A 24,678-nucleotide genomic window follows, 5' to 3' on the forward strand; every position below is an offset into this window, starting at 1 on the left:
GATAGATGTAGGAATCGGACGAATGACTGCCGAGATTGACAAGGCAGCTTTTACAGCAATGACCGAAGATGTGCCGTCTGATGGCAATCTGCAGGCGGCGCTGTTCGATGCCGTTTGCGATGGGCTCTCCAGTGCTTTCCTCATCTACGACAAGAACGATCTGCTGCTGTTCGCCAGCCGCCAGGTCCTGAATTTCTTCCCTATCCCGTCACAATTCCTGCAGCCGTCGACACGGCTCCGCGATTTTCTCGGCGCTGTGTTCGACAGCGGCGTCCGGCATCACGACGCTCGTGCGAAATCGGCAACGCGCGACGATTGGATCTCGCAGCGGATTGCCTCGCACTGGCGCGAGCGTTTTGAGACGACGGAACATTGCGGCGGGGATCGTTGGGTCCGCTTCGTCAAGCGCCGGCTGCCGTCGGGTTTCGGCGTCTGCATCCTCTCGGATGTTTCGGAGGTGAAAAAGCGCGAGGAGCAATGGCGCCTCGACATGGAGCGCGTGCAGCTCACCGAGGACATACTCGACCATCTGCCGTTTCCGCTCTTCGTCAAAGACCGCAACATGGCCTATGTCGCCGTCAATAAGGCGTTCTGCGACAAATACCAGACCTCGGCGGATGCAGTGCTGGGCCGTAGGGGTATCGATCTCTTTTCCACGGATATTGCCAACCGCTTCGAGGAGAGCGATCGGCATGTCTTGGAAACCGGCGAAATGTCGATCTCGCGCCAGCGGCAGATCGCCCGTGACGGTATCGAGCGCGAAGTGGTCACCAGGAAACAGCGTATCGGTAAGCCCGGCCGCTATTTCCTGGTCGCCACCATGCAGGACCTGCCGAAAGACGGCGCGGATTTCGATGAATTCGCTCTCGCCTCGCAGATCAAGGAGAACGGCGACCGGTCCTATCGACGCGCCTACGTGCCGATGGCAGCGCTTCAGACCGCCTCGCGTCGTCCGCCGGCGATGGAGACCTTCGTTCCCGAGAATTTCTCTGGCCGCAAGATCCTCGTGGTTACCGCGGATCTTGCCGCGGAATCGGCGGCGTTGAAGATGCTCGCCAAATACGGCTTCGAGGCATGTTCGGTCCACAATGAAAACGAGGAGGCGGCATTTCTGGATGTCGCAAGCTCCCTCGGCATCAAGATCGATCTCGTCATCGTCGACAATCAGCTCGGCAACCGCGGCCTAGAATTGGCCGAACGGCAGAGTGTGCCGGCTCTATCGTTGGATGGCTCGCAGCTCTCCACCGAGCTCACCTTCCTGATTGCACGGCATTTCAACCGCAATATCCGCGGCAAAGCAGGCGAGCCCGTCGAAGGCAGGGCGGAGGATTGGCAGATCGCGCCGGGCGGCGAGGATCGCGGCTTCCAGATCCTCGTCGCCGAAGACAATGATATCAATCAGATCGTCTTCTCGCAGATCCTGGAAGGGCTCGGTTATCGCTACATGATCGCCACTAGCGGCGACGAGGCGGTGCGGCTGTGGAACGAATACCGCCCGCAATTGATCCTGATGGATATTTCCCTGCCGGGTCTCAACGGTTTCGAAGCCGCAAGATTGATCCGCCGCACGGAGCAAGGGGGCGGATCGCACACCCCGATCATCGGCGTACTCACCCAGGCTTTCGAGCGGGACCGCAACGAATGCGTCGAGGCCGGCATGGACGATATCATCATGAAGCCCGTCAGCCCGGATATTCTTGAGACTGTATTTCAGAAATACATGCGCGGCAGCAGCAAAGCTCAAGTCAAATAAGATTCATAGTTTTGTAACTTCTAATGAATAGATTTACCTCCCATCGAATGACTGTCGCCCGGCCATCCTTTGTTAAGACTTCGCCGTCATGCTCTTTTGCGGGTGGAGGAAAGTGTCGGGACTGAATATGAAATCGGCTGAAATACCGCTTGCGCCAGTCAGTCACAACGAATTGCAGGCGATGGCCTATACCGATCCGCTGACCGGCTTGGGGAACCGCTATCGCATGCGCGACCGCGCGCGTGTGCTTTCCGTCGAACGCGCAAGCGATCCTGCACCCTTCACCATCGGCATCGCCAATCTGGATTCCTTCAAGCCGATCAACGACCTCTTCGGTGTCGAAGCCGGCGACGAGATCCTTTGCCAGGTGGCGCATCGCCTGAAAGCCTGCATTCCCGACGGCGCCACCGTCACCCGTCATGACGGCGACGAATTTGCCTTCGTGCTGCCGCTGGTCTTTGAGCGTGTCGGTGCGGAGAAGTTCGGGCAGATGATCCGCGAGGTGCTGTCGGCGCCTTATGATCTCGGCGACCGCAACGTCCGCCTTTCCGCCTCCTTCGGCTTCGCCATCTATCCGTTCGCCGGCGAGGAGTTCGAAGATCTGCTGAAAAGCGCCGAAACGGCACTTTATCGTTCCAAGCGGCGCGGCCGCGGCCAGATCACCGTCTATTCCAAAGAGATCGCCCAGGAGATGAAGCGCGCGACGCAGCTCGAACAGGCGCTGCGCAATGCCATCATTTCCAACGCCATCGACGTACATTTCCAGCCGATCGTCTCGCTTGCCAACAATCTGATCGTCGGTTTCGAGGCGCTGGCTCGCTGGAACGACGCCGATCTCGGCTTCGTCTCGCCCGCCGTCTTCGTGCCGCTTGCCGAGGAGCGCGGTTTTATCGACGCTCTTTCCGAGACTCTGCTGCGGAAGGCGGCGGAGGCTGCGCTCTCCTGGCCGCGCGAGCTTTTCCTTTCCTTCAATCTGTCATCCGCGCAATTGATGGACCCGGGCACGAGCAGCAGCATTCTCGCTATTCTCGGCCGCGTCGGCCTCGATCCGCACCGGCTGGAACTGGAAATCACTGAAACGGCCGTCATGAGTTCGGCCGACACGGCGCACCGCATCATCGCCGATCTCAGGGCGGCCGGCGTGCGCATCTCGTTGGATGATTTCGGTACCGGCCAATCGAGCCTTGGTCGTCTGCGCGACTTCATCTTCGACAAGGTGAAGATCGATCGTGCCTTCGTCTCGCGCATCAATTCCGATCGGGCCTCCGAACACATCATCAAGGCGATCCTTGCCATGTGCGAAGGGCTTGATCTGCAAGTGGTTGCAGAGGGGATCGAGGACTATGCCGAGGCGGCAGCGCTCCGGTCGCTCGGCTGCGCCATGGGGCAGGGCTACTACTACGGCAAACCTGCCGACAGCGTCGCGACGCTGCGATATCTCCACGAAAACTATTTTGAACTGGCCGGCGAGCGCGAAAACGCCTGAACGTTGACGGCTGCGACGGATACAAAAACGGCGGTCTGTGAAGACCGCCGTTTTCAACGTTACGCGATAGGCTTCGTCATTTGTTGGTCGACGAGGTCGTCGTGGTGTCCGTTCCAGGCACCGCCGCCGTTGCCGGCGTCTTGGCGGCCTTTTCAGAAGCCTGCATAGCAAGCGTCTTGAACTCCGGAGCGGCCTTCAGCGAGTCGGCCGTTTCGGTGGTCGTCAGCTTGATGCTGCCGTCCTGGGCGTTCTGCGTCGCAGTGATCTTGTCGAAGGGAACGGCGACATTCTTCTGGCCGAGGCCCAGGAAACCGCCGACGCCGACGACCGCAGCGACAACACCGCCCTGCTTCATCAGGATGAGGTCGTTGATGCTGCCGATGCTTTCATTCTTACCATTATAGACCGACTGGCCCATATAGGTCTTGGCGCTGATCTGATCTGCCGACTGCTCGGTCAGATAGCTACCGGCCTGCGCCGTGGTTGTCGTCGGTGCAGGAGCCGGAGCCTTAGCATCATTTTGCGGCGTCTTGACAGCCGGCTTGGTGGTGTCCGGCGTTGCCGGAGCGGTCTTCGTCATCGGCGCAGTGTTATTGTCGGTTGACGGCTGCTGCTGCGCCAAAGCCATCGGAGAAAGAACCGATGCTGTAGCAAAGATTGCGCCAGCAGCGGCGGAAGTGAACAATTTGCCGGTCATCGTGAACCTACCTTTCATTCAGATGGGCATGTTCACCAGCTCGGGCGGGGCCATTCCATTGGCTGACCATCACCGTGCCGGTTCGTTAAGGAAAAATGGTCGAACGAGGGTTTAGTTCCGGCAAGAGTTGCGGGAAACGGCTGTATATCGTCGCGGTTAGAGCGAAATAACGCGAAAAATCAACGGGTGATGTGCCACTTTGTACAACCGAAGCAATTGATTATCCGGGCCGGTTGCAGCGACGAGCGGGCTGAGTTCAACGCCAGACGACGCTTTTGTCAGTGCAGGCCGGCAAAGTCTTTTGCCGGCCGCATGGTCTCCCTCGGAGTGGGAAGACGACAAAATACAATCAGATCTTGTAGACTGGGTCGAAAACACCCTTGACCGTGGGGCCGAGTTCGAGAAGCGCACCGGCTTGCGGCTGCATCGAGCGGGCGTCTTCATCGAGACCTTCCCAGGCGGTGGTCACGGCCAGGCGATCACCATTCTGGCCGATGAAGGCCGGGCAGGAGGGTTGCATGGCGGGCACACGATAGCGCTCGATGCGCAAGCCGTCGGGGCTGTAGCGATCGACAAAACCAGAGCCCCAGCGGGCGTTCCAGATATAGCCGTCGCCATCGCAGACGGAGCCGTCGAGGCCGCCTGGGTCGTCCATGCTGTCGACCATGACGATCGGTTCGCCGACCGGAAGCCCTGTCAGCGGGTCGACCAGCACCCGCATCAACTGGCTGATGCGGGTATCGGTGAAATAGCCGATCGTGCCGTCAGGTGAAAAGCAGATGGAGTTCGGAATGCTGAGCTGATCGAAGATCTTCGTCACCTTGCCGGCGGCGACGTGATAGATCGCGCCGGCCTGCAATTCGGCGCGCTTGCCCATGGTGCTGATCCACAACGAACCGGAGATATGCGTGCGCCCGTCATTGGAGCGGTTTTCCGGCTTATCCGCCTCGATCGCGGCGTAGAAGGTCAATTCGCCGGATTTGATATCGCGAAGAAACAGCCCTTCTTCAGTGGCAATCAATTGCCGTTCGGCGTCGACGCGAGCGAGCACGCTCGCCATCATCGGCAGGGTGTGAACTTCCTTCTTGCCCGTCGCCAAATGCAGTTCATGCAGCTCCTTGCCGAGGATGTTGAACCACCAGACCGTATCCGTATCGGGATCATAGGTCGGCCCTTCGCCCAGGACAGATGCGGTGTTGCAGAGAATATTGCCCTGGAAATCATGAATGTCGGTCATATGGATCAGGCTCCTACGGCAGCATCATAGGCGTAAATGGTCACCTTGGCGCGTTCGGCAACCTCTGCTGTCGTCATTCCCGGCTTGTAAAGGCTGGTGCCGAGACCGAAGGCTAGGATGCCAGCCTTGGTGTAATCGGCGAAATTCTTGTCCGAAACGCCGCCGACCGCCGCGATGACGAGTTCGGGCGGCAACACGGCGCGGATGGCGGTGATGCCGGAGGCGCCGAGCACGCCGGCCGGGAAAAATTTAAGACCTGTCGCGCCGGCGCGGGCGGCTGAAAGCGCTTCCGTCGCGGTGAACACGCCAGGCATCGTCACCATGCCCTTGTCGCGGGCGCGGCTGATGACGGCGGGCTCGACATTCGGCGTCACCAGCAGTTTGCCGCCGGCGGCGTCTAGCCGGTCGACATCCTCCACGGTCAGCACCGTGCCGGCACCGATCAGGCAGTCTGCAGGTGCCATCTTGGCGGCGATTTCGATGGAGCGGAAGGGTTCCGGCGAGTTCAGCGGGATTTCGATCGCGGTCAAGCCGGCGTCGATGAGCGCACCGACGATATCAGCCGTCTCCTCGGGCTTGATGCCGCGGAGAATGGCGATGAGCGGGCGTTTCATGGCAGGGAAGGGAGTGCGGGTCGTCATCATCTTTTCTTTCGTTAATTCGGCCAGATCGCCTTCGCAGCGGCGGAAAGCCCGCGGCGAACGGCAGCATCGGCATCAACAGTCGTATAGTTGAGGGAGAGGATGCGGAACGCATCTTCATAGAGCGCCTGCAGGCGTCCGGAGGCAACCAGAGTGATCGCAGCCCCTTGTCCGGCGGATGACAGCGCGCCCGCGAATTCGGCGCCGATCAGTGTGCCCGAGATCAACGCTTGCGCCCCGGCTGCCGTCAGGCCATGCAGAAGTTGGCCGGCGCGGGAGGTAAAGAGCATGTTCGTCGCGAGGGCCGGCTTGTTGAAGGCGGCTTTGACCGCGGTTTCGAAGGCGGAGACGTCTGCGGGCATGTCGGCTGCGCCGGCAACGGCGTGCGACAGGATGCTGTGTTTGGTGATGACGTCGAAGAGTTCGCCGGTCATGAAGGTCGAAAAGCCGGTGACCTGGCCGTCGACGACACGCACCCATTTCGAATGCGTGCCGGGCATGCAGACGAGCTGTTCGCCCTTGGCGTCGGCGGCGATCGCGCCGAGCAATTGCGTCTCCTCGCCGCGCATGACGTCCGGCGCTTCCTTGGCGCGCTGCGCGAGGCCCGGCAAAATGCGGACATCGCGCGATTGACCCGGCACGGAGACGGCGCCGGTCAGGATGGCAGAGAGCGACGTCGGCGTATCGATATAGCCGGCTTCCACCCAGCCCTGGCGTGCTCCGGCCATGCCGCAGACGATGACGGGAAGGTCTTCCGGAGCTGCAAGGGCATCGAGATGCGACTGCAGCACCTTGGCGAAACCTGTCTGAGCCGCCGACGTCATGCCTTCGCCGCTGCGGCGCTCGCCGAGAATGCTGTCATCTTCGCCGATCAGCCACAGCCGGAAACTGCTGGTGCCCCAATCGACCGCTATGTATGCGGGCCGTGTCATTTAAAAATACCCCTGATTTTTCACTAGAAAATGCCACTGGTTTTTCATCAGAAAATACCGCCGGTTTTTCATCAGAAAATACCTCCATCGACGATGATGGACTGCGCCGTGATGCTGCCTGAGCAGTTGGATGCGAGAAAAAGCGTCGGGCCGACCAGATCGGCGGCCTTGAGAACATGCTTGAGGCATTGGCGCGCGACGGTGCTGGCTATGGCTTCTTCCGTCAGCCAAAGCTCCATCTGCCGCTCGGTGACGACCATGCCCGGCAGAACGGCGTTGACGCGGATATTTTCCGGTCCAAAGCGGCCGGCAAGGCTCTTGGTCAGGCCGATGATGCCCGCCTTTGCGGTTGCGTAGGCGGAAAGATGCGGTGGGTTCATCTTGAAGACGATCGATGAGAAATTGATGATCGCCCCGCCGCCGGCTGCGCGCATGCCCGGCGCTGCCGCCTGCGAGACGAAAAAAACCTGCTTGAGGTTGATCGCCTGGTTGTTGTCCCAGTACTCCTCGGTCGTCGTGTCGATCTCGTGCCGGTCGTCCCAGGCGGCGTTGTTGACCAGGACGCGAATCGCACCGAGGTCGGATTCGACGGCGGCGACCGTGCTCTTCACGGCACTGATGTCGCGCAGGTCGGCATGATAGAAGGCGACCGGATGCGCCGATTGCGCCGAAAGCCGGGCGGCAAGCGCCTTGCTCGGCTCCTCGGCTATGTCGATGAAGGCGACCTTGGCGCCCTGTTGGGCAAAAGCTTCGACAAGTGCGGCGCCGATACCGGAACCACCGCCGGTGATCAGGACGGTGCGATCCTTAAGATCGGGAAATTGTGCCTGTGCCTCGGTCAAGTTCGTTTCCTCCCGGAATTGAAAATACCTTCTTGTTCCATTATTTGGAACTCAATTTGACTATATGGAATTATCCGATTACCATTCCGTCGTGTCAAGGACATGAGGGTGTGTCAGAGGCGCGCGGAGGCAATCGTGAATTCGAGGCAGGGCGACGACATGAAGGAAATCCGTCGCGGCCGGGAGACCGGCACGCTCGGCAAGCTCATGGCGCTCGTCGATCTCGTTGCGCTGGCCGATCGTCCAATGCGTTTTACCGACATCCTGTCCCTCTCTGACCAGCCGCGTGGCACGCTGCATAGGCAATTGTCTCACCTCGTCGAAGAAGGGCTGCTGGAGACCGATCGCGACGGATGTTATCTGCCCGGCATCAGGCTCTTGAGCCTTGCCTCCCGCAGTTGGGCGCGCAACGAGTTTCGCACCGTCGCCGAGCCGCATCTGCGTCTGCTGCAGGCGCAGACCGGCGAAACCGTGCATCTCGGCGTCCTGCGCGGCACCGAGGTCATCTATCTCGACAAGGTCGAGGGTCGGCAGTCCGTGCGGATGTATTCGCAGATCGGCAATGCCTCGCCGGCCTATTGTACCGGCGTCGGCAAGGCCGCTTTGTCCGCGCTCGACGATATCAGTTTCGAGGCGCGTGTCGCCGGGCTCGAGTTTCACGCTTACACCGAACATACCCATCGCAGCGTGGCAGGTCTCCGGGCCGACATCGAGGACATCAGGAGGCGCGGCTGCGCCTTTGACCGTGAAGAGCATGAGAGCGGCATATGCTGCGTCGCCGCGCCGATCCACTCGGACGACAACGAAATGCTGGCCGGCGTCTCCGTAACCGGCCCCGCATACCGCGTTACGTCGGAAAAATTGCAGGAATGGGCGCCTTTGGTGAGAGCAGCGGCGGCCGCGATCATGCAGGATATGCAAAGTCGGCTCGGTCCCCGGCGCTAAATGCGCCCGCTTTTCTCGACTGTCATGTGAAATTCACCAATTTGGCCTTTCGTACGCTGGACCTTGGCCAACTTGCACGCTTATTCTGATTTGCTTGTGAGAATCGCGGATAAACTGCCGTTCTCCTTAGTACCTGCTGTTACATCCGGAGGAGGTTGGCGACCCGGTTACCCCGGCGCCGCAGTAAACAGTGTCGCAGCAGGCGAAATTTTTAAAAATTTATAATTGATCAAACGCCCGCTTGTCGGCGTTCATGTAATGACCCGGAGGCTTGGAGGCGGCGGTTTCGCGTTTGTGCCCCTCCCTTAATATACAAAGAAGACTAATGATGGCAGCATTGGTGCAGGCGGGAAAGCCCCCTCGGGGCGAAGATTACATTGATGAAATTACCGGTCTGAAAACACAGTTCGATGTTTTTCGTTTCATGAAGCGGCTGACCGAAGCCTATCGCTGCCGGGCTTTCATGGTCCTGAATCTGCCGCCGGTGACATCCTTCGAACTGCAGAGCAATTCAGTCATCAACAACTGGCCCGCCGAACTCCTGGCGACGTACGACCAGGAAGGGCTGATGACGAGCAGCCCCGTGCTGCGGCGGCTGCGCGGTTCCACACTGCCTTTCGTCCATGAGACAACGGCGAACACCAATCGCGACGATGCCAGGGCTCAACTCATCGCTGCCCTGTTCGAACGCTTCCGCATGACGAGGTGCCTCTATCTGCCGACCCACGACGCGTCCGGTCTTCGCGGCGCGATATCGCTTGCCGGCGATCGCGAACTCTTCACCGCAGAAGAGATCAAGGACCTCTGCTATGTCGCAATCTATGTTTTCGACCGGCTCGCCGAAATCCGTAATATGGACATCCGCGTCACCGACGCGCTGACGGACCGGGAGATCGATTGCCTGAACTGGACGGCCGCCGGCAAGACCAGCGCGGAAATCGCCGAAATCCTGACCCTCTCCGAACATACGGTCAATCACTACCTGAACAGGGCCACCAAGAAGCTGGACACCGTCAACCGCACCCAGGCAGTCGCCAAGGCGCTGCGCGTCGGATTGATAAAGTAGGGCATCCTCCGCAGAGACGGATAGAGCGAGCGAAATCCCGGCAATTTTCTGCGTGAATTTTGTGCGCTGCCCATAAAATTTGCTGACTTCTTTTGCGCCGATTTGCGGGCGTAACGGGCGATGGCCTGCTAATCAATTGAAAAAAAGGGCCTTTTTTGATTTCGGGGAACTGGCACGCTTTCTGCATTTCAATAGTCAGAGGTCCAGAGGGGACTTTGATGACAGCGCCGACAAACGTGCGCGGATCCGGCCGTCGCTGCCGATATTATAGCCGTTGCTTTTCCCAGCGGCAGGTATCGGCAGCGGCTGTTGCTTATTTGGCACGTCCTCAAAATCAACAGGGTCCAAGGCGCGATTTTTCGCATCCTCGCCCTACTTCTTTCAAAGCATTGCTTTATGTCCGCCGCTGACATTTCAGTCTCCAAGGGAGCGTTGCGGCTGGTAGGGCTATAAGCCCGGCGGACCTGCCGGCCGCAACGGACTGAGTTCTGTGTCGATATTCCCTTAATTTCGTTTGGCGAAGTTCCCTCACTCCACTATCTAAGCCTGAGAGATTTGGCGCGTTTGCTGCGTGGGCGTCCATGCGCGGCGATCCGAATGGAAATGGTGCAGTGAGGATGGAATGACGGACATCACCAAGGAACAGGTTCTGGAAACGCTGAGGACCGTTCGTGGCCCGGACCTGGAGCACAACATCATTGAGCTCGGCATGGTCTCGGATGTCTTCATTTCCGATGCCAAGGTCTATTTCTCGATCACGGTTCCGGCAGAGCGCGCCAAGGAACTGGAACCGCTGCGACTTGCTGCCGAACGTGTGGTCAAGGAATTACCTGGCGTCAAAGGTGCCTTGGTCACATTGACCGCGGATAAGAAGGCCAACGCTGCTGGCACGCCTGCTCCGCGTCCGGCTGCTCAGCCGCATGCCCATAACCATCCCCATACCCATGCGCCGCAACAGCCGCCACGCGCTGGCAAGATCGGTGTACCCGGCATTGGCGCCATCATCGCGGTTGCCTCCGGCAAGGGCGGCGTCGGCAAGTCGACCACGGCCGTCAACCTCGCGCTCGGCCTGCTCGCCAACGGCCTGCGCGTCGGCATTCTGGATGCCGATATCTATGGGCCTTCCATGCCGCGCCTGCTGAAGATTTCCGGCCGTCCGACGCAGATCGACGGCCGCATCATCAACCCGATGCAGAATTACGGCCTCAAGGTTATGTCCATGGGTTTCCTCGTCGAAGAGGAGACGGCGATGATCTGGCGTGGGCCGATGGTGCAGTCGGCACTCCTGCAGATGCTGCGGGAAGTCGCCTGGGGTGAGCTCGATGTGCTCGTCGTCGATATGCCGCCAGGCACTGGCGATGCCCAGCTTACCATGGCGCAGCAAGTGCCGCTCGCCGGCGCCGTCATCGTTTCGACGCCGCAGGATCTGGCGCTGATCGACGCCCGCAAGGGCCTCAACATGTTCCGGAAGGTGGAAGTGCCCGTTCTCGGCATTGTCGAGAACATGAGCTATTTCATCGCTCCGGACACGGGCGCCCGTTACGACATCTTCGGTCACGGCGGGGCGCGGAAGGAGGCCGAGCGCATCGGCATACCCTTCCTCGGCGAAGTGCCGCTGACCATGGGCATCCGCGAGACTTCCGATGCCGGAACGCCGCTGGTCGCTTCTGACCCCAATGGCACTGTCGCCGGCATCTATCGCGATATCGCGACCAAAGTCTGGGCACAGGTCAGCAACACGCCTCAGCGCGCCGCACCCTCCATCGTCTTCGAATAATTCACAAGGGCGTGTGCTGCGCAGCGATTGCCTTGCCCGCGCCGTGTGCTATGACTTCGCACGATTTGAATCTGCGGTGAAAGCGCGCATCGAAGGGGTTGTGACTTGATTCTTTGCGAGCTTTGCTGCATATGCGCCGCCGGCGTGAATTTGGTCGGCCATATCCGATGACGGCCATCCGCCAAATGGTGACTTCGTCTCGCCTGAGCAATCGGCTTTGTCATGACGGACGAAGGATTGGTACAGCAGCGCAATGGAGCATGGACACGGATTCCCTGCCAAACCGGCGGGATACGGCCGGAGTTTTATGAATTTTTTTCATTGGCCATTGGTAGGATCTCGGCGGGAGCGCACAAAGCGCCGCAGTCATAGCTTTGCCTTCGCTGCATCGAGGACGATCCGTTGATCACGGCCTATTGCTCCGATTGCAAGCCGCTCGAATTGGCAGATCTGTCGACCATTGCCCAATTGCCGGACAATGCCATCTGGATCGACATGGTCGAGCCATCGCGTGAAGAAGAGACGACTATCGAGCGCCTGCTCGGGCTCGAGGTGCCGACGCGCGAGGATATGAAGGACATCGAGCCTTCAAGCCGGCTCTATGTCGAAGACGGCGCGGTTTTCCTGACGGCTTCGCTGCTGTGGAAGGCCGATACCAACCTGCCGACGCTGACCGACGTTGCCTTCATCCTGACGGGTCACCGCCTGATCACCATCCGCTATGCGCGGCCGAAATCCTTTGCGCTGTTCATTGCGGCGCTGCAGCGCATTCCGCAGGAGCGGCGCACGGGCGTTGCGCTTCTGGCGAAACTTCTCGAAACAATAGTCGACCGCACGGCCGAGATCCTTGAACAGACGGTCTCCAGCATCGATATATTGTCGGTGCATGTGTTCGGCGATCGCGTGAAGAAAATCCGCCGTCCGTCGAACTATTTGGAAGAAAAGCTGAAGGACGTTGCAGGCTATCATCGCACGGTCAGCAAGGTGCGCGACAGCCTGAGTTCATTGTCGCGGGTTTTGACCTTCCTCCAAACCATCCCCGCCATGCAGCAGGACCGTGAGGCCAAGGAATTGTGCCGCAATGTCTCGCGGGATGTGCAGTCTTTATCCGAACATGCATCCTTCGTCGCCGGTAACATTACCTTCCTGCTGGATGCATCGCTCGGCCTGATCAATATCGAGCAGAATGCCATCATCAAGATTTTCTCGATCGCCTCCGTAGTCTTCTTGCCGCCGACGCTTGTCGCCTCGGTCTACGGTATGAACTTCGAGTTCATACCCGAGCTGCATTTCGCCTATGGGTACCCGGCCTCGTTGCTATTGATGGTGGTGTCTGCGGTCGTTCCGTTTCTCTTTTTTCGCTGGAAAGGCTGGCTCTGAGAGTCTAGTGATCCTGAATGTCTGACGAAACCCATCATTCTCCCGACGGGAAAATGAATACACGCAAACTCTTCTACCTCGCTTTGGGGTCGATTGGCGTGGTCTACGGCGATATCGGTACGAGCCCGCTTTACGCCTTTCGCGAGGCGCTGAAGCCGGTGGCCGCCGACGGCCTGACGCGCGGCGAAGTCATCAGCCTCGTTTCGCTGATGTTTTGGGCGCTCACCATCATCGTCACCATCAAATATGTCCTTTTTCTGCTGCGGGCGGACAACGATGGCGAAGGCGGTACGCTGTCGCTTTTGGCGCTGTTGATGAAGACGGCGAACGGCCATACCGCCGTTCTGATGCTGTTGGGCCTGATGGGCGCCGCGCTCTTCCTTGGCGATGCGATGATCACCCCGGCGCTGTCGGTTCTTTCGGCCGTCGAAGGCCTGAAATTGGTGACACCGACGCTCTCGGATTATATCGTGCCGATCTCGGTCGCGATCCTGGCGCTGCTCTTTGCCATCCAGTCGCACGGCACCGGTGCGGTCGCGCGGTTCTTTGGCCCGATCACGGCGATCTGGTTCATCGTCATGGGCGTGGCCGGCATCATGCATATCTCGGACGATTTCGGCATCCTGGCCGCCTTGAACCCCTGGTATGCAGTCACCTTCCTGATGAACGAGGGTTTCCTCGGTGTCGTCGTGCTTGGCGCGGTCTTCCTGACCGTCACCGGTGCCGAAGCACTCTACGCCGACCTGGGTCATTTCGGCCGTCGGCCGATTCAATGGGCCTGGTTCGCCCTGGTGTTTCCGTCGCTGACGCTGAATTATCTGGGCCAGGGGGCTCTCGTCCTGCGCCAGCCGCTCGCGATGTCCGACCCGTTCTTCCTGATGTATCCGCATTGGGCGATCCTGCCGGTGGTCATTCTTGCCACGCTCGCGACGATCATCGCCAGTCAGGCGGTTATCACCGGCGCCTTCTCGCTCACGCGCCAGGCCATTCACCTCGGCTTCCTGCCGCGCATGGAAATCCTCTTCACCTCCGAGACCAATACCGGCCAGATTTTCCTGCCGTCGGTTAACACGGTGCTGTTCTTCGGCGTCATCTTCCTCGTCTTGAGCTTCAAGACCTCGGATGCGCTGGCAACGGCCTACGGCATCTCGGTGACCGGCGCGATGGTCGTCACCTCGATCATGGCTTTCGAGTTCGTGCGTGTGCGCTGGAACTGGACGCTGCCCATGGCAATTGCCGTGCTCACGCCGCTGCTGTTGCTGGAATTCGTCTTCCTGGGCGCCAACCTGCTGAAGATCCACGACGGCGGCTACGTTCCGGTGCTGATCGCGACTGCCTTCACGGTGATCATGTGGACCTGGCGCCGCGGTACGGCGATCCTGATGGAGAAGACGCGCCATACGGATATTCCGTTGTCGTCCTTCGTCAGCTCCATCGAGCGCAAGAGCGACCATTCGCCGGCGCATGTGCCCGGTACGGCGATCTTCCTCACCAGCGATCCGGAATCGGCACCCGCGGCGCTGTTGCACAATCTGAAGCACAATCACGTCCTGCACGACAAAAACGTCATCCTGACGATCCGCACCATCAATAAGCCGCGCGTTGTGCAGGAGGACCGCTACTCGGTCGAGAAGGTCTCCGACCGCTTCTCGCGCGTCGAGCTGCGCTTCGGCTTCATGGAATCGCAGAACGTCTCGCAGGCACTGGCGACCTTGCGCAAGACCGGCCTGAAGTTCGACATCATGTCGACTTCCTTCTATCTCGGCCGCCGTAAGCTGGTTCCGGACGCGAAATCCGGCATGCCGCACTGGCAGGACCGGCTCTACATCGCGCTCGCCAACGCCGCGACCGATCCTTCAGACTACTTCCGCCTGCCGGCCAACCGCGTCGTCGAACTGGGATCGCACGTCATCATCTGACGCAGCTCAGTTCAGCTTGTTTACATCAAAGGCCCGGTGAATATCCGCCGGGCCTTTTGCTTGCGTCTTCGTGAATAGATGGTGATGGCACGGCCGCCAGAATTAACCATCCATCAAGGTTAATGCGAGATTATTTCGGCTCCTAACCCAGAGTGCCGTGGAGTCCGGTATTGTCTCGCCCGCGTCGTGTCCCTCGTAAATTTGGTCTTTTGCCGAAAAACTGGACTTCGCCAGCCGTCTTCGGGCTTTGCGCATGGCTGATCTTTCCTTCGGCGGTGGCCTATGCCGATCTTGCAGGTCTGCTTGCGGGTATCGACAGGGGTAGCAGCAACTGGCGCATGGTCATCACCAATTCGCCGGCAGGCTCGACGCATCAGGCCGAACTTGCCTTTGGCGACGCATCGACCGCTGCTGCCATTGGCGATGGCGGTCTCGTCCTGCCCGACGGCCGTCGCGTCGCTTTCCTGTCGCAGCAAAAGGGGAGCGATCCCAAGCCGGACGAAGATCGCATCAATCGCCAGGATAAGAAGAGCAGGGTGGTTGCGGTCGCGCCCATGCAGCCGCCCAAGGATTTTTCCGCTGGCTCTGTGCTGCAGCGCGAGAGCCTGTTGTTCCGTCCCGAACTGGATAACAAGGACAAGACGGCATTCCTGAAGCCGAAGATCGGCGGCAAGGAAATTCAGATCGCTACGGCCTTCTATAAGAAAGAGCCACCGAAACCCGACAATAGCGTGCCGTCCTATCTTGCGAGCTTGGTAACAAGCCAGGATGCCGATGTCCTCGCTGCCGCCTACGCGTCGCCGCCGCCGGATTATGCCCGCGTTTCACCCTTCGATTCGATTCTCGCCAAGGATCAGGACGGTGAGGGCCGTTTCGTGCCGCAGATCGGTCCACAGGATCACGCCTGGGCCGCCAATGTCCTGCCGCCCTCAGTCTTTTCCTCGGACGAGCAGCAATGCCTCGCCACCGGTATCTATTTTGAAGCGCGCGGGGAATCGGTAAAGGGACAGGCGGCCGTAGCCCAGGTCATCCTCAATCGCGTCCGCAACCCGGCCTATCCGAAAACCATCTGCGGCGTCGTTTATCAGAACGACGATTGGCACAATGCATGCCAGTTTTCCTTTGCCTGCGACAACGTCAAGGACCGGGTCAACTCACCCGAACATTGGAAGGTCGCCCGCCAGGTCGCCATGGCCGTGACCGCCGGCAGGATCTGGCTGCCGGAAGTCGGCTCCGCCACGCACTATCACGCCGTCTACGTCCGGCCGAAATGGGCGGCCGAAATGGTAAAGGTCGGCCGCATTGGCATGCACATCTTCTATCGCACCTATGGCGGCGGCTGGAGCTGACGGCCTGTTGCGCGGCGGGACTAATCCGATTTCGTAAGCGCGGGCTGCGCGACAAAAAGGCCACAGAAAAACCCGGCCTGAAGAGGATTCTTCGGCCCAGTTTTCCGCCCGCATCGCATATTCAGCCTAAGATCATGATTTAATTCGGCTAATTTATGGCTGGACAGATGACGTCTACGCCTTGACTATGCTTTTTCCTAAAACTATGTTGCGCGCGACTTCAAAACGGGCCGAAAAGGTGACGAAACCTGCTGTTCGTTTACGCGTTGACCGGGGTAATGGGGCTGCGCGCAGCGAAAATAGGAGGACGTCGCCATGGTGGATGACCGCGACGAAGGTCTGGAAAAGCGACGGGAGCAACTGGGAGCCGAACTGGCAAACAAGCGCTCTGCGTTGGGAGAGGATGAACGAGGGGAGGTTCGCGCCGAGGAAAGCCGCAAAGGCTATGCTCAGGCGATGAAGCTTTCCAGTGAGTTCATTGCTGCCATCATCGTCGGCGCTGTTCTGGGCTATCTGTTGGACCGTTTTGTCGGCACGGCGCCGTGGGGCATGATTGTTTTTCTGCTTCTCGGATTTTGTGCCGGCGTTCTGAATGTTCTGCGCTCTGCAGGCAAGGTGGCGACGCCGATGCTTGAAAAGCACGGGCTTGATAAGAAGTGAGGCGGAAGCAGCGCTGCGGCGCGGTTTCCTGGTGAGAGGCATCCGCTTTGACGAGCGGGAAAATGAAAGAGAACAAGCGGTGGCAAACGGACCTACCCATCAGTTCCTGATCTTCAAGATTATCCCGATCGACATCGGCGGAATTGATTTTTCGTTCACCAATGCTTCCTTGTTCATGGTTGCCTCCGCAGTGATCTCCGCTGGCTTCCTCTATTTTGCCACGGCGCCCCGCAGCGTGATTCCGAACCGCGCCCAATCCATCGCGGAAATGGCTTACGAATTCATCGCCTCGATGTTGAAAGAAGGGGCGGGAACCAAGGGGATGAAATTCTTCCCGCTGGTCTTCTCGCTCTTCATGTTCGTGCTGACGGCGAACCTGCTCGGCATGGTTCCTTATTTCTTCACCGTCACTGCCCAGATCATCGTTACCTTCGCGCTGGCGCTTCTGGTCATCCTGACGGTCATCCTCTACGGCGCCATCAAGCATGGCTTCGGCTTTCTGAAGCTCTTCGTGCCGGAGGGCGTGCCTGGCGTATTGTTGCCGCTGGTGGTGACGATCGAGATCATCTCCTTCCTGTCCCGGCCGATTTCGCTCTCTGTTCGTCTTTTCGCCAACATGCTGGCAGGCCATATCACGCTTAAGGTGTTCGCAGGCTTCGTTGCCTCGCTCGGAGCCCTTGGCGCGATTGGCATCGGCGGCGCCATTCTTCCCCTGATCATGACCGTCGCCCTGACCGGTCTCGAGTTCCTCGTCGCCTTCCTTCAGGCTTACGTCTTTGCGGTACTGACTTGCATGTACATCAATGACGCAATCCATCCGGGTGGCCACTAAGGATTACCGACATTGACGTCTGCAGGGCGTCAGTCATTCGCCGCAACAACCATTTCAAAGGAGTTCAACATGGAAGCGGAAGCAGCAAAGTTCATCGGCGCAGGTCTGGCTTGCTTTGGTATGGCCGGTACGGCTCTCGGCCTCGGCAACATCTTCGGCAGCTACCTGTCCGGCGCGCTTCGCAATCCGTCTGCCGCTGACAGCCAGTTCGGCCGTCTGGTATTCGGCTTCGCCGTTACGGAAGCTCTGGGCATCTTCTCGCTGCTCATCGCTCTCCTCCTGCTCTTCGCCGTCTGATATCAACGGCATGATAGATCACGGTTCGCGGGACAGCGGGCCGTGATTCTTTATATTTGCAGACCACCTGGAGGTGAGCATGTTTGTGACCCCGGCATATGCTGAAGAAGCACCGCCGGCAGCCGGCGCGGTGCATACGGAGACGGGTGCGCCCGATCAGGGCCATCACGCAGGCGTATTCCCGCCGTTTGACCATACGACGTATCCGTCACAGCTTCTTTGGCTGGTGATCACCTTCGTCATCTTCTACGTGGCCATGCAGAAGATCGTTATTCCGCGCGTCGGCAGCATCATTGAAAGCCGGCACGATCGCATCGCCCAGGATATCGACGAAGCCTCGCGTCTGAAGGCCGAAGCCGATGCTGCTGTTGCGACCTACGAAAGCGAATTGGCTGCAGCGCGCGCCAAGGCGAATTCGATCGGTGCCACCGCCCGCGATGCCGCCAAGGCAAAGGCTGAGGAAGATCGCAAGACGATCGAAGCAAGTCTTTCCGAGAAGCTGAAGGCCGCTGAGGTTCGTATCGCCGAGATCAAGGCGAAGGCCTTTGGTGATGTCGGCGCCATTGCTGAAGAAACGGCGGCTGCCGTTGTCGAGCAGCTCGTCGGCAACGTTGCCGGTCAGGCCGATGTCGCATCGGCTGTTGCCGAAGCATCCGCCAAGCGGGAGGGTTGATCCATGGAATTCGGTCTCGACGAAACTTTCTTTGCCTTCGTCGCTCTCATCCTCTTCCTCGGCCTTGTCGTCTATCTGAAGGTGCCGGGCATGATGGCCAAGTCGCTGGACGACCGCGCCGATCAGATCCGCAACGATCTGGCTGAAGCCAAGCGTCTGCGCGAAGAGGCCCAGCATCTTCTGGCCGAGTACCAGCGCAAGCGGAAGGAAGCCGAAGCCGAAGCTGCTCATATCGTTGCGGCAGCCGAGCGCGAAGCTGAAATGCTGACGACGGAAGCTCGCAAGAAGACGGAAGAATTCGTCGCCAATCGTACGGCGCTTTCCGAGCAGAAGATCAAGCAGGCGGAAGCCGATGCGATGAAGGCGGTCCGTTCCGCTGCCGTCGATCTGGCTATCGCTGCCGCCGAATCCGTGCTCGCCAAGAAGGCCGGTGGCCAGGTTCAATCCGAACTCTTCAGCAACGCCGTTGGCGAAGTGAAGGCGCGGTTGAACTAAGCGCAAGCAATCGATCTCTAGGAAAAGCCCGGCTTCAGCCGGGCTTTTTGCGTTTGTGGCACACTCATCTGCGGCAGCATTTGACGATGGTCCCGAATCCAAACTAGATTTCCGCCTCGTTTTAAGGAGTGATCTGGTGATACCGAGCGTGGACGGCGGCGAAGGACCATTCCGCCATGGTGATCTTATCTATAGGCGCACCCGTCCCTGGACAGCGAGCGTTCACGCCTTACTCTCCACACTTCAATCACATGGCTTTGTGAACGCGCCATTTTCTGGCGGATATGACGCGGCTTGGGAGAGGGTGAGCTTTCTTCCGGGCGAGACCGGCGACCTGGATGAGAATGAGAATATGAGGTCGATGACCGCTCTGCGGTCGGCGGCGCGGCTGCTGCGGCGCTATCATGATTGCACTGCGCTGTTTATGCCGCCGATGCTGGAGAAAGATCAGACATGGCAATTGCCGCCGAGACCACCGTTCGAAGTGATCTGCCATGGCGATTTCGCACCCTATAATGTTGTTCTGAATAGCGGCGAGGTGACCGATATCATCGACTTTGAGACTGCCCATCCTGGCCCGCGTGACTGGGACATTGCTTATGCCATCTATCGCTGGGCGCCTCTGTCCGCCGGCGTCGCAATCGAAGATCTCGGCGGACTGGATACGCAAATTCTCCGCACTCGCCTTTTTCTTGATGCTTACGGCTTACCCGCCAAGGAACGACCGGTATTGCCCGGCATGATCATTGACCGTCTGAATGCCTTGGTCGGCTTCATGGAACGCGAGGCGGCCAATGGCGTGGAACGGTATCGCCGCAACATCGAAGAGGGCCACGATCGCATTTACCGGCGCGATGTCGCCTATATCAGCGAACATCGGGACGAGATTATAGCCGGTCTTATGGATTGAAGGGTGGGAAAGGCGCTGTCAGACCTCTTCCCTTCGAAGGGGGCGAAAGCTCATACGATGCAGCGAACAGGGGCCGTGCTTCTTGATACCGGCGCGATGCTCCGGCGTACCGTAGCCGGCATGGGACGCAAAACCGTAAGCCGGAAAGACGTCGCCAGCGCGGGCCATCATCCGGTCGCGTGTCACCTTGGCGACGATCGAGGCGGCGGCGATGGAAAAGGAGCGAGCGTCGCCCTTGACCACGGCTTTTCCCGGACAGGCGAGACCGCCAGGCACATCCAGCCCATCCGTCAGGACATAGCTTGCCGGCACGGCAAGGCTGCAGATGGCGCGGCGCATGGCATCCAGGCTAGCCTTGCGAATATCGGTGATATCGATGCGGGCCGCGCTCGAGGAAGCAATGGAGACGGTGGCGGTCGCGAGGATTTCGACAAACAGCGCCTCACGCCTCATGGCCGAAAGCTGCTTGGAATCATTCAATCCCTCAGGAATGCGCTCCGGGTCGAGAATGACAGCCGCCGCAACGACCGGGCCTGCCAGAGGCCCGCGTCCCGCTTCGTCGGCACCGGCAACGGGCCAGTGACCTGCGCGGCGAGCAATCAGCTCCAGTTCGAAAGTCGGAACGATCGGGCCTTCGTCGAAAAGCATGGGAGAATCGGATGGTGTGCTGCGTGGCATGCGGCAAGCTCGCACACCACCCGATCTCCTGCAAGCCCCCGGTGGATCAAGGCGGCGAACCTGGGGGCTCTTCCGGCGGGCAGGGAAACCCGCGGGAAAGGGTCAGAGCAATTTCAGGAAAAGTGCGTGAGCCGCTTTCCGTCCGGAATTGCGGAAAAACAAAAAGAGAGAGCGGTTCTAAGATTCCGTGAAAAGCTGAGCCGCTCAGAGCAGTGAAAGCTGCACGCCGCTGCCATCTGGCGGCACAAACAGGTCGTCGCGCAGCGCGATACTGCGACGGGTGAGCTCCAGCCGCTTGATCGCCATTTCGAAACGGCGGCTGATCTGCCAGGCATAGGGACCCGCGCCCTTCATGCGCTTGCCAAACTCGGCATCATAATCCTTGCCGCCGCGCATCGAGCGGATCAACGACATGACGTGGCGGTAGCGATCCGGATAGTTCTGCAGCAGCCAGTCGCGGAAGAGCGGGCTGACCTCCAGCGGAAGGCGCAGAATGACATAGCTCGCTTCTATGGCGCCGGCGGCCTTGCTGGCATCAAGGATGCGCTCGATTTCGTGGTCGTTGAGCGCCGGAATGATCGGCGCCACCATGACGGCTGTCTGGATGCCGGCCTCGCTGAGCGCCCGGATCGCCTCCAGCCGCCGCTGTGGCGTCGCTGCGCGCGGTTCCATGGTGCGCGCCAGCTTGCGGTCGAGCGTGGTCACGGAAATACCGACCCGAACCAGGTTCTTGGCGGCCATCTCCTTAAGAATGTCGATATCGCGCATGATCAGCGCCGACTTGGTGACGATCGCAACCGGATGGTTCGCCTTGTTCAGGACTTCGAGAATTTGGCGCATGACGCGCCATTCCTTCTCGATCGGCTGATAGGGATCGGTATTGGTGCCGATGGCGATGACGCGCGGCTTGTAGCCCGGCCTTGCCAGTTCCCGTTCGAGCAGCCGAGCCGCGTCTGGCTTGGCGAAGAGTTTCGATTCGAAATCGAGCCCAGCCGACAGGCCCATATAGGCATGCGTCGGCCGCGCGAAACAATAGATGCAGCCATGCTCGCAGCCGCGATAGGGATTGATGGAACGATCGAAGCCTATATCGGGAGAGTCGTTGCGGGTGATTGCCGTGCGCGGCTTCTCCACCTGCACTTCGGTTTTGAAAGGCGGCAGCTCTTCTAGCGTCTGCCAGCCGTCATCGAATGTCTCACGCTTCAGGGCCTCGAATCGGCCGCTGGGGTTCAGCCCGGCACCGCGGCCGCGCCTGCGGTCGATCTCGACTCTGAGACCGGTGTCGGCGATCAAAGCATTGGCAACATCTGCCGTATTGGCAGGCGCGAATGCGGCCTGCCCTGCAAGGGACTGCTCGTTCATCGGTAACTCCGGGGCGGTTCATGGCGTCGCATGCCGCGTCTAAGATGATTAAATTCCTATCCGACAAATGAGAACAATGCAAGAACAAAATGCGCGATTGCGCACCGCTACGCCGTCTGGCCGAGAGGTCGTGGGGACATTTTGAACCCCATCAAAGCCTTACTTTAGACCTTCCGGTTTTAAAGCTTATGCGCTGGCAATAATTTGTGCGTCGCTCTATAAATGGGCAATGTTGACGGTAATCATTGAATGCCAGGACCAGGAACCTGAACTGGCGCAGACATTGGCGGCATTGGTGGCCGGCGCGATCGAGGGGCTCGTGTGCGATGTTGTCGTGCTTGATCACGGCTCGCGTGACGGCACCTCACATGTTGCCGACGCTGCCGGCTGCCGTTTCTATTCGCAATGGGATATCAAAGACATATTAAGTTCGGCGCGCGGCGAATGGCTGCTTTTCGTCGAACCCGGTGCCCGCCCGCAGGCCGGTTGGATCGATGAGATTGCCGAATATGTCTCGCTCAACAAGGTGCCGGCGCGCTTCACCGCGTCGCGCGGCTATCGCCGGCCTTTGCTGCAGCGCATCGGCCGCAGTCTGCCGCCTCTGGAACTGGGTTTGCTCCTCTCCAAACGACAAGCCATCGCCGCCGCCAAAACAGGCATGCGGCTCGCCGAATTCGCCAAGGGGCAGAAAAGCCGCCAACTGTCGAGCGAACTGATTCCCTCCTGGGTCGCGCGCGCGGCGCGGTAGCGCGGCTTTGTGATCAATCCAGATTCCATTTGAAAATAAGGGAATTACTGTCATAATTTTCATGTGGCGGCGCGCCTCGCGTGTCGCGTCGGGCGGCCGACCATGAAGATGCCGGGATGCGGCAGAGCAGGTCAGCAGAACTCTCCTCTTCTGCCGGTTTCCGGCGAAAGGAGGTGCGTCATGGGACGCACGATGCTCTACCGCCTCATCGGAACGGCCCTTCTGGCAACGGCAATCCTTTATCCGAACTCAGCAGCTTCGCAGGCGATGCTTGCATGCGCAGAGCGCGGCGATATTGTCGCTTTCCTGGAAGCGCACTATTCCGAAAAGCTCTCGGCCATTGGTCAGCTTGATCCAAAGAATATCATCGAAATCTTCGCCGCCGAAAGCGGCAGTTGGACAATGATGATCACCAGTATCTCCGGCCGAAGCTGCGTGATCCTCACGGGCCAGAATTGGGAATCAATTCCTGCTTTGCCCGGATCGAAGGCATAGGAATTGGAAAGCCGGGATATTCCCCAGCAAAGCGCCGCTTATTTTGAGCCGGCACCGCGCTTTAGATGTTCGTCGAGCCGCGGCATGATCTCCACGAAATTGCAGGGCATATGCCGATAGTCGAGCTGCGGCTTCAAAATGCCGTCCCAGGCATCCTTGCAGGCGCCCGGAGAGCCCGGCAGCACGAAGATGAAGGTGGCGTTGGCGACGCCGCCGGTTGCCCGCGACTGGATCGTCGCCGTACCAATCTTGTCGTAGGAGATACGGTGGAACACCTCGGAAAACCCGTCCATCCGCTTTTCGAACAAGGGCTCCAGCGCTTCGGGCGTCACATCGCGGCCGGTAAAGCCGGTGCCGCCGGTGGTGATGACGACGTCGATGGCGTCATCGCGCGTCCAGGCTTCCACCTGGCTTCGAATACGCTCCTTGTCGTCCGTAACAATAGCGCGGGCAATCAAGTTGTGACCGGCTTCCGCAATGCGGGTAACCAGCGTGTCGCCGGATTTGTCATCAGCGAGCGTGCGCGTATCGGAAACAGTCAACACCGCGATTCCCACCGGGATAAAGGATCTTGCTTCGCTTGCACCGGCCATCATGCGTCTCCCTTTATCGTTTCCGTCGCCTGGAAATACCAGTCCGGCTTCAAGCTGTGAAGCGATGCCGCCGCAGCCGTCGCCTGCTCAAGATTATCGAACAGGCCGAAGCAGGTGGCACCGGAGCCGGACATGCGAATGGTGAGCGCTCCTTGGCTTTCGATCAATTGCGAGAGCGTGGCGATCTCGTTGCAGAGCGCCCGCGCCGGCGGCTCCAGATCGTTGCGCAATCCCTCAATGGTCTTGATCCATTGCATGCGGCCGTTTGTTAGCTGCAAGGGAAGTGCGAGCGGCGGATTGTCCTTTCGGGCAAGCAAGCGAAACACCTCGGGCGTCGAAACGCCGACGAGGGGATTGCCGAGCACCATGGCGAAGGACGGAAAATCCGGCAGCAACTCGATCGCCTCGCCGATGCCGCGTGCGATCAGCGGACGGCTGGCAAGGCACATCGGCACATCGGCACCGAGCTTCAGCGCAATCGCCATCACCGTGTCGGCGGGCAGGGAGAGGCCCCAGAGCCGCGTCAGTCCACGCAGGGTCGCCGCGGCGTCCGCCGAGCCGCCGCCGATGCCGGAGGCGACGGGCAGGTTCTTTTCGAGATGGATGTGGACTGGCGTCGCCACGAAACCCGCCGCATGAGCCGCTTGTCGCAGCAGATCGCGCGTCTTTAGCACCAGATTGCCGCCCGCACCCTCCTCGGCAAGAAGAGGAGAGAAGCGCCCGGACAGGCTGAATTCATCACGGGCGCTTGCGCGAAAACCGAGACGATCGCCATGCCGCGCAAACGTGACGAGCATGTCGAGCAAATGATACCCATCGGCCCGCCGGCCCGTCACATGCAGTGCCAAGTTGATCTTGGCGGGTGCTTCCTCCGAGACGTCGAAATCGTCAGCCGCTAAGATCACGCTCAT

At 59.6% G+C, this 24,678-nt stretch carries 25 protein-coding genes; 16 read left to right on the forward strand and 9 right to left on the reverse strand.

From position 1 onward, the window contains the following. Positions 1-22: 22 nt before the first annotated feature. Complete coding sequence (locus GGD50_RS00920) at positions 23-1,753, forward strand: response regulator (RefSeq protein ID WP_107107161.1); 1,731 nt, start codon at positions 23-25, stop codon at positions 1,751-1,753. Between the two features lie 127 nt (positions 1,754-1,880). Beyond that, positions 1,881-3,239, forward strand: a complete 1,359-nt coding sequence (locus GGD50_RS00925) for a putative bifunctional diguanylate cyclase/phosphodiesterase (RefSeq protein ID WP_107107162.1) — start codon at positions 1,881-1,883, stop codon at positions 3,237-3,239. Positions 3,240-3,315: 76 nt separating this feature from the next. Here the strand turns inward: GGD50_RS00925 and GGD50_RS00930 are convergent, their stop codons facing one another. From GGD50_RS00930 to GGD50_RS00950, 5 genes are all read right to left on the reverse strand, one after another. Continuing rightward, on the reverse strand, positions 3,316-3,936 hold the full coding sequence (locus tag GGD50_RS00930; RefSeq protein WP_107107163.1) for a PRC-barrel domain-containing protein: 621 nt from the start codon (positions 3,934-3,936) through the stop codon (positions 3,316-3,318). Between the two features lie 349 nt (positions 3,937-4,285). After that, complete coding sequence (locus GGD50_RS00935; protein WP_107107164.1) at positions 4,286-5,173, reverse strand: SMP-30/gluconolactonase/LRE family protein; 888 nt, start codon at positions 5,171-5,173, stop codon at positions 4,286-4,288. Between the two features lie 5 nt (positions 5,174-5,178). Further along, complete coding sequence (locus GGD50_RS00940) at positions 5,179-5,814, reverse strand: 2-dehydro-3-deoxy-6-phosphogalactonate aldolase (protein WP_107107246.1); 636 nt, start codon at positions 5,812-5,814, stop codon at positions 5,179-5,181. A gap of 14 nt (positions 5,815-5,828) precedes the next feature. After that, positions 5,829-6,746: a 2-dehydro-3-deoxygalactonokinase gene (locus GGD50_RS00945; RefSeq protein WP_107107165.1), complete on the reverse strand. Its 918-nt coding sequence runs from the start codon at positions 6,744-6,746 to the stop codon at positions 5,829-5,831. 71 nt (positions 6,747-6,817) lie between these two features. Next, positions 6,818-7,588 carry an SDR family NAD(P)-dependent oxidoreductase gene (locus tag GGD50_RS00950; RefSeq protein WP_107107166.1) on the reverse strand — a complete coding sequence of 257 codons (771 nt, stop codon included), beginning with the start codon at positions 7,586-7,588 and terminating at the stop codon, positions 6,818-6,820. A gap of 159 nt (positions 7,589-7,747) precedes the next feature. On the opposite strand from GGD50_RS00950, the gene GGD50_RS00955 reads away from it, so the two are divergent. From GGD50_RS00955 to GGD50_RS01010, 12 genes are all read left to right on the forward strand, one after another. Further along, on the forward strand, positions 7,748-8,533 hold the full coding sequence (locus GGD50_RS00955; protein WP_107107247.1) for an IclR family transcriptional regulator: 786 nt from the start codon (positions 7,748-7,750) through the stop codon (positions 8,531-8,533). A 325-nt stretch (positions 8,534-8,858) separates the two neighbouring features. Continuing rightward, positions 8,859-9,599 carry a helix-turn-helix transcriptional regulator gene (locus GGD50_RS00960; protein WP_414125037.1) on the forward strand — a complete coding sequence of 247 codons (741 nt, stop codon included), beginning with the start codon at positions 8,859-8,861 and terminating at the stop codon, positions 9,597-9,599. 622 nt (positions 9,600-10,221) lie between these two features. After that, positions 10,222-11,376 (forward strand): Mrp/NBP35 family ATP-binding protein, encoded by a 1,155-nt coding sequence (locus GGD50_RS00965; RefSeq protein WP_107107167.1) that lies wholly within the window; start codon positions 10,222-10,224, stop codon positions 11,374-11,376. A 402-nt stretch (positions 11,377-11,778) separates the two neighbouring features. Next, positions 11,779-12,756: a magnesium transporter CorA family protein gene (locus tag GGD50_RS00970; protein ID WP_107107168.1), complete on the forward strand. Its 978-nt coding sequence runs from the start codon at positions 11,779-11,781 to the stop codon at positions 12,754-12,756. 53 nt (positions 12,757-12,809) lie between these two features. Beyond that, positions 12,810-14,675 (forward strand): potassium transporter Kup, encoded by a 1,866-nt coding sequence (locus tag GGD50_RS00975; protein ID WP_425503975.1) that lies wholly within the window; start codon positions 12,810-12,812, stop codon positions 14,673-14,675. A gap of 170 nt (positions 14,676-14,845) precedes the next feature. After that, a complete protein-coding gene (locus GGD50_RS00980; RefSeq protein WP_107107170.1) occupies positions 14,846-16,024 on the forward strand; it encodes a cell wall hydrolase in 1,179 nt (392 codons plus the stop codon). 315 nt (positions 16,025-16,339) lie between these two features. After that, complete coding sequence (locus GGD50_RS00985; RefSeq protein ID WP_107107171.1) at positions 16,340-16,684, forward strand: AtpZ/AtpI family protein; 345 nt, start codon at positions 16,340-16,342, stop codon at positions 16,682-16,684. 79 nt (positions 16,685-16,763) lie between these two features. After that, on the forward strand, positions 16,764-17,516 hold the full coding sequence (locus tag GGD50_RS00990; protein WP_107107172.1) for a F0F1 ATP synthase subunit A: 753 nt from the start codon (positions 16,764-16,766) through the stop codon (positions 17,514-17,516). A gap of 69 nt (positions 17,517-17,585) precedes the next feature. After that, positions 17,586-17,813 carry a F0F1 ATP synthase subunit C gene (locus tag GGD50_RS00995; RefSeq protein ID WP_028750571.1) on the forward strand — a complete coding sequence of 76 codons (228 nt, stop codon included), beginning with the start codon at positions 17,586-17,588 and terminating at the stop codon, positions 17,811-17,813. 79 nt (positions 17,814-17,892) lie between these two features. Beyond that, entirely contained in the window at positions 17,893-18,486 is a 594-nt protein-coding gene (locus GGD50_RS01000) for a F0F1 ATP synthase subunit B (RefSeq protein ID WP_107107173.1), read from the forward strand. 3 nt (positions 18,487-18,489) lie between these two features. Continuing rightward, positions 18,490-18,981, forward strand: a complete 492-nt coding sequence (locus GGD50_RS01005; RefSeq protein ID WP_107107174.1) for a F0F1 ATP synthase subunit B — start codon at positions 18,490-18,492, stop codon at positions 18,979-18,981. A 361-nt stretch (positions 18,982-19,342) separates the two neighbouring features. Beyond that, entirely contained in the window at positions 19,343-19,891 is a 549-nt protein-coding gene (locus GGD50_RS01010) for an aminoglycoside phosphotransferase family protein (RefSeq protein WP_246451034.1), read from the forward strand. 18 nt (positions 19,892-19,909) lie between these two features. On the opposite strand, the gene GGD50_RS01015 is transcribed toward GGD50_RS01010, so the two are convergent. Together GGD50_RS01015 and GGD50_RS01020 are read right to left on the reverse strand one after the other, a co-directional pair. Further along, positions 19,910-20,569: a ribonuclease HII gene (locus GGD50_RS01015; RefSeq protein ID WP_107107175.1), complete on the reverse strand. Its 660-nt coding sequence runs from the start codon at positions 20,567-20,569 to the stop codon at positions 19,910-19,912. A 204-nt stretch (positions 20,570-20,773) separates the two neighbouring features. After that, a complete protein-coding gene (locus GGD50_RS01020; protein WP_107107176.1) occupies positions 20,774-21,931 on the reverse strand; it encodes a PA0069 family radical SAM protein in 1,158 nt (385 codons plus the stop codon). Positions 21,932-22,160: 229 nt separating this feature from the next. On the opposite strand from GGD50_RS01020, the gene GGD50_RS01025 reads away from it, so the two are divergent. Further along, positions 22,161-22,679: a glycosyltransferase family protein gene (locus GGD50_RS01025; protein WP_107107177.1), complete on the forward strand. Its 519-nt coding sequence runs from the start codon at positions 22,161-22,163 to the stop codon at positions 22,677-22,679. Between the two features lie 180 nt (positions 22,680-22,859). After that, positions 22,860-23,174, forward strand: a complete 315-nt coding sequence (locus tag GGD50_RS01030) for a hypothetical protein (protein ID WP_107107178.1) — start codon at positions 22,860-22,862, stop codon at positions 23,172-23,174. Positions 23,175-23,212: 38 nt separating this feature from the next. On the opposite strand, the gene moaB is transcribed toward GGD50_RS01030, so the two are convergent. After that, the gene (gene moaB, locus GGD50_RS01035; RefSeq protein WP_107107179.1) at positions 23,213-23,767 is read right to left on the reverse strand and encodes a molybdenum cofactor biosynthesis protein B; all 555 of its coding nucleotides are present in this window, start codon (positions 23,765-23,767) and stop codon (positions 23,213-23,215) included. Continuing rightward, positions 23,767-24,678 carry a 4-(cytidine 5'-diphospho)-2-C-methyl-D-erythritol kinase gene (locus tag GGD50_RS01040; protein WP_107107180.1) on the reverse strand — a complete coding sequence of 304 codons (912 nt, stop codon included), beginning with the start codon at positions 24,676-24,678 and terminating at the stop codon, positions 23,767-23,769. The genes moaB and GGD50_RS01040 overlap by 1 nt, the downstream gene beginning before the upstream one ends.

Origin of the sequence: Martinezella paranaensis, assembly GCF_014200235.1 — a bacterium.
Taxonomy (GTDB): Bacteria; Pseudomonadota; Alphaproteobacteria; order Rhizobiales; family Rhizobiaceae; genus Rhizobium; species Rhizobium paranaense.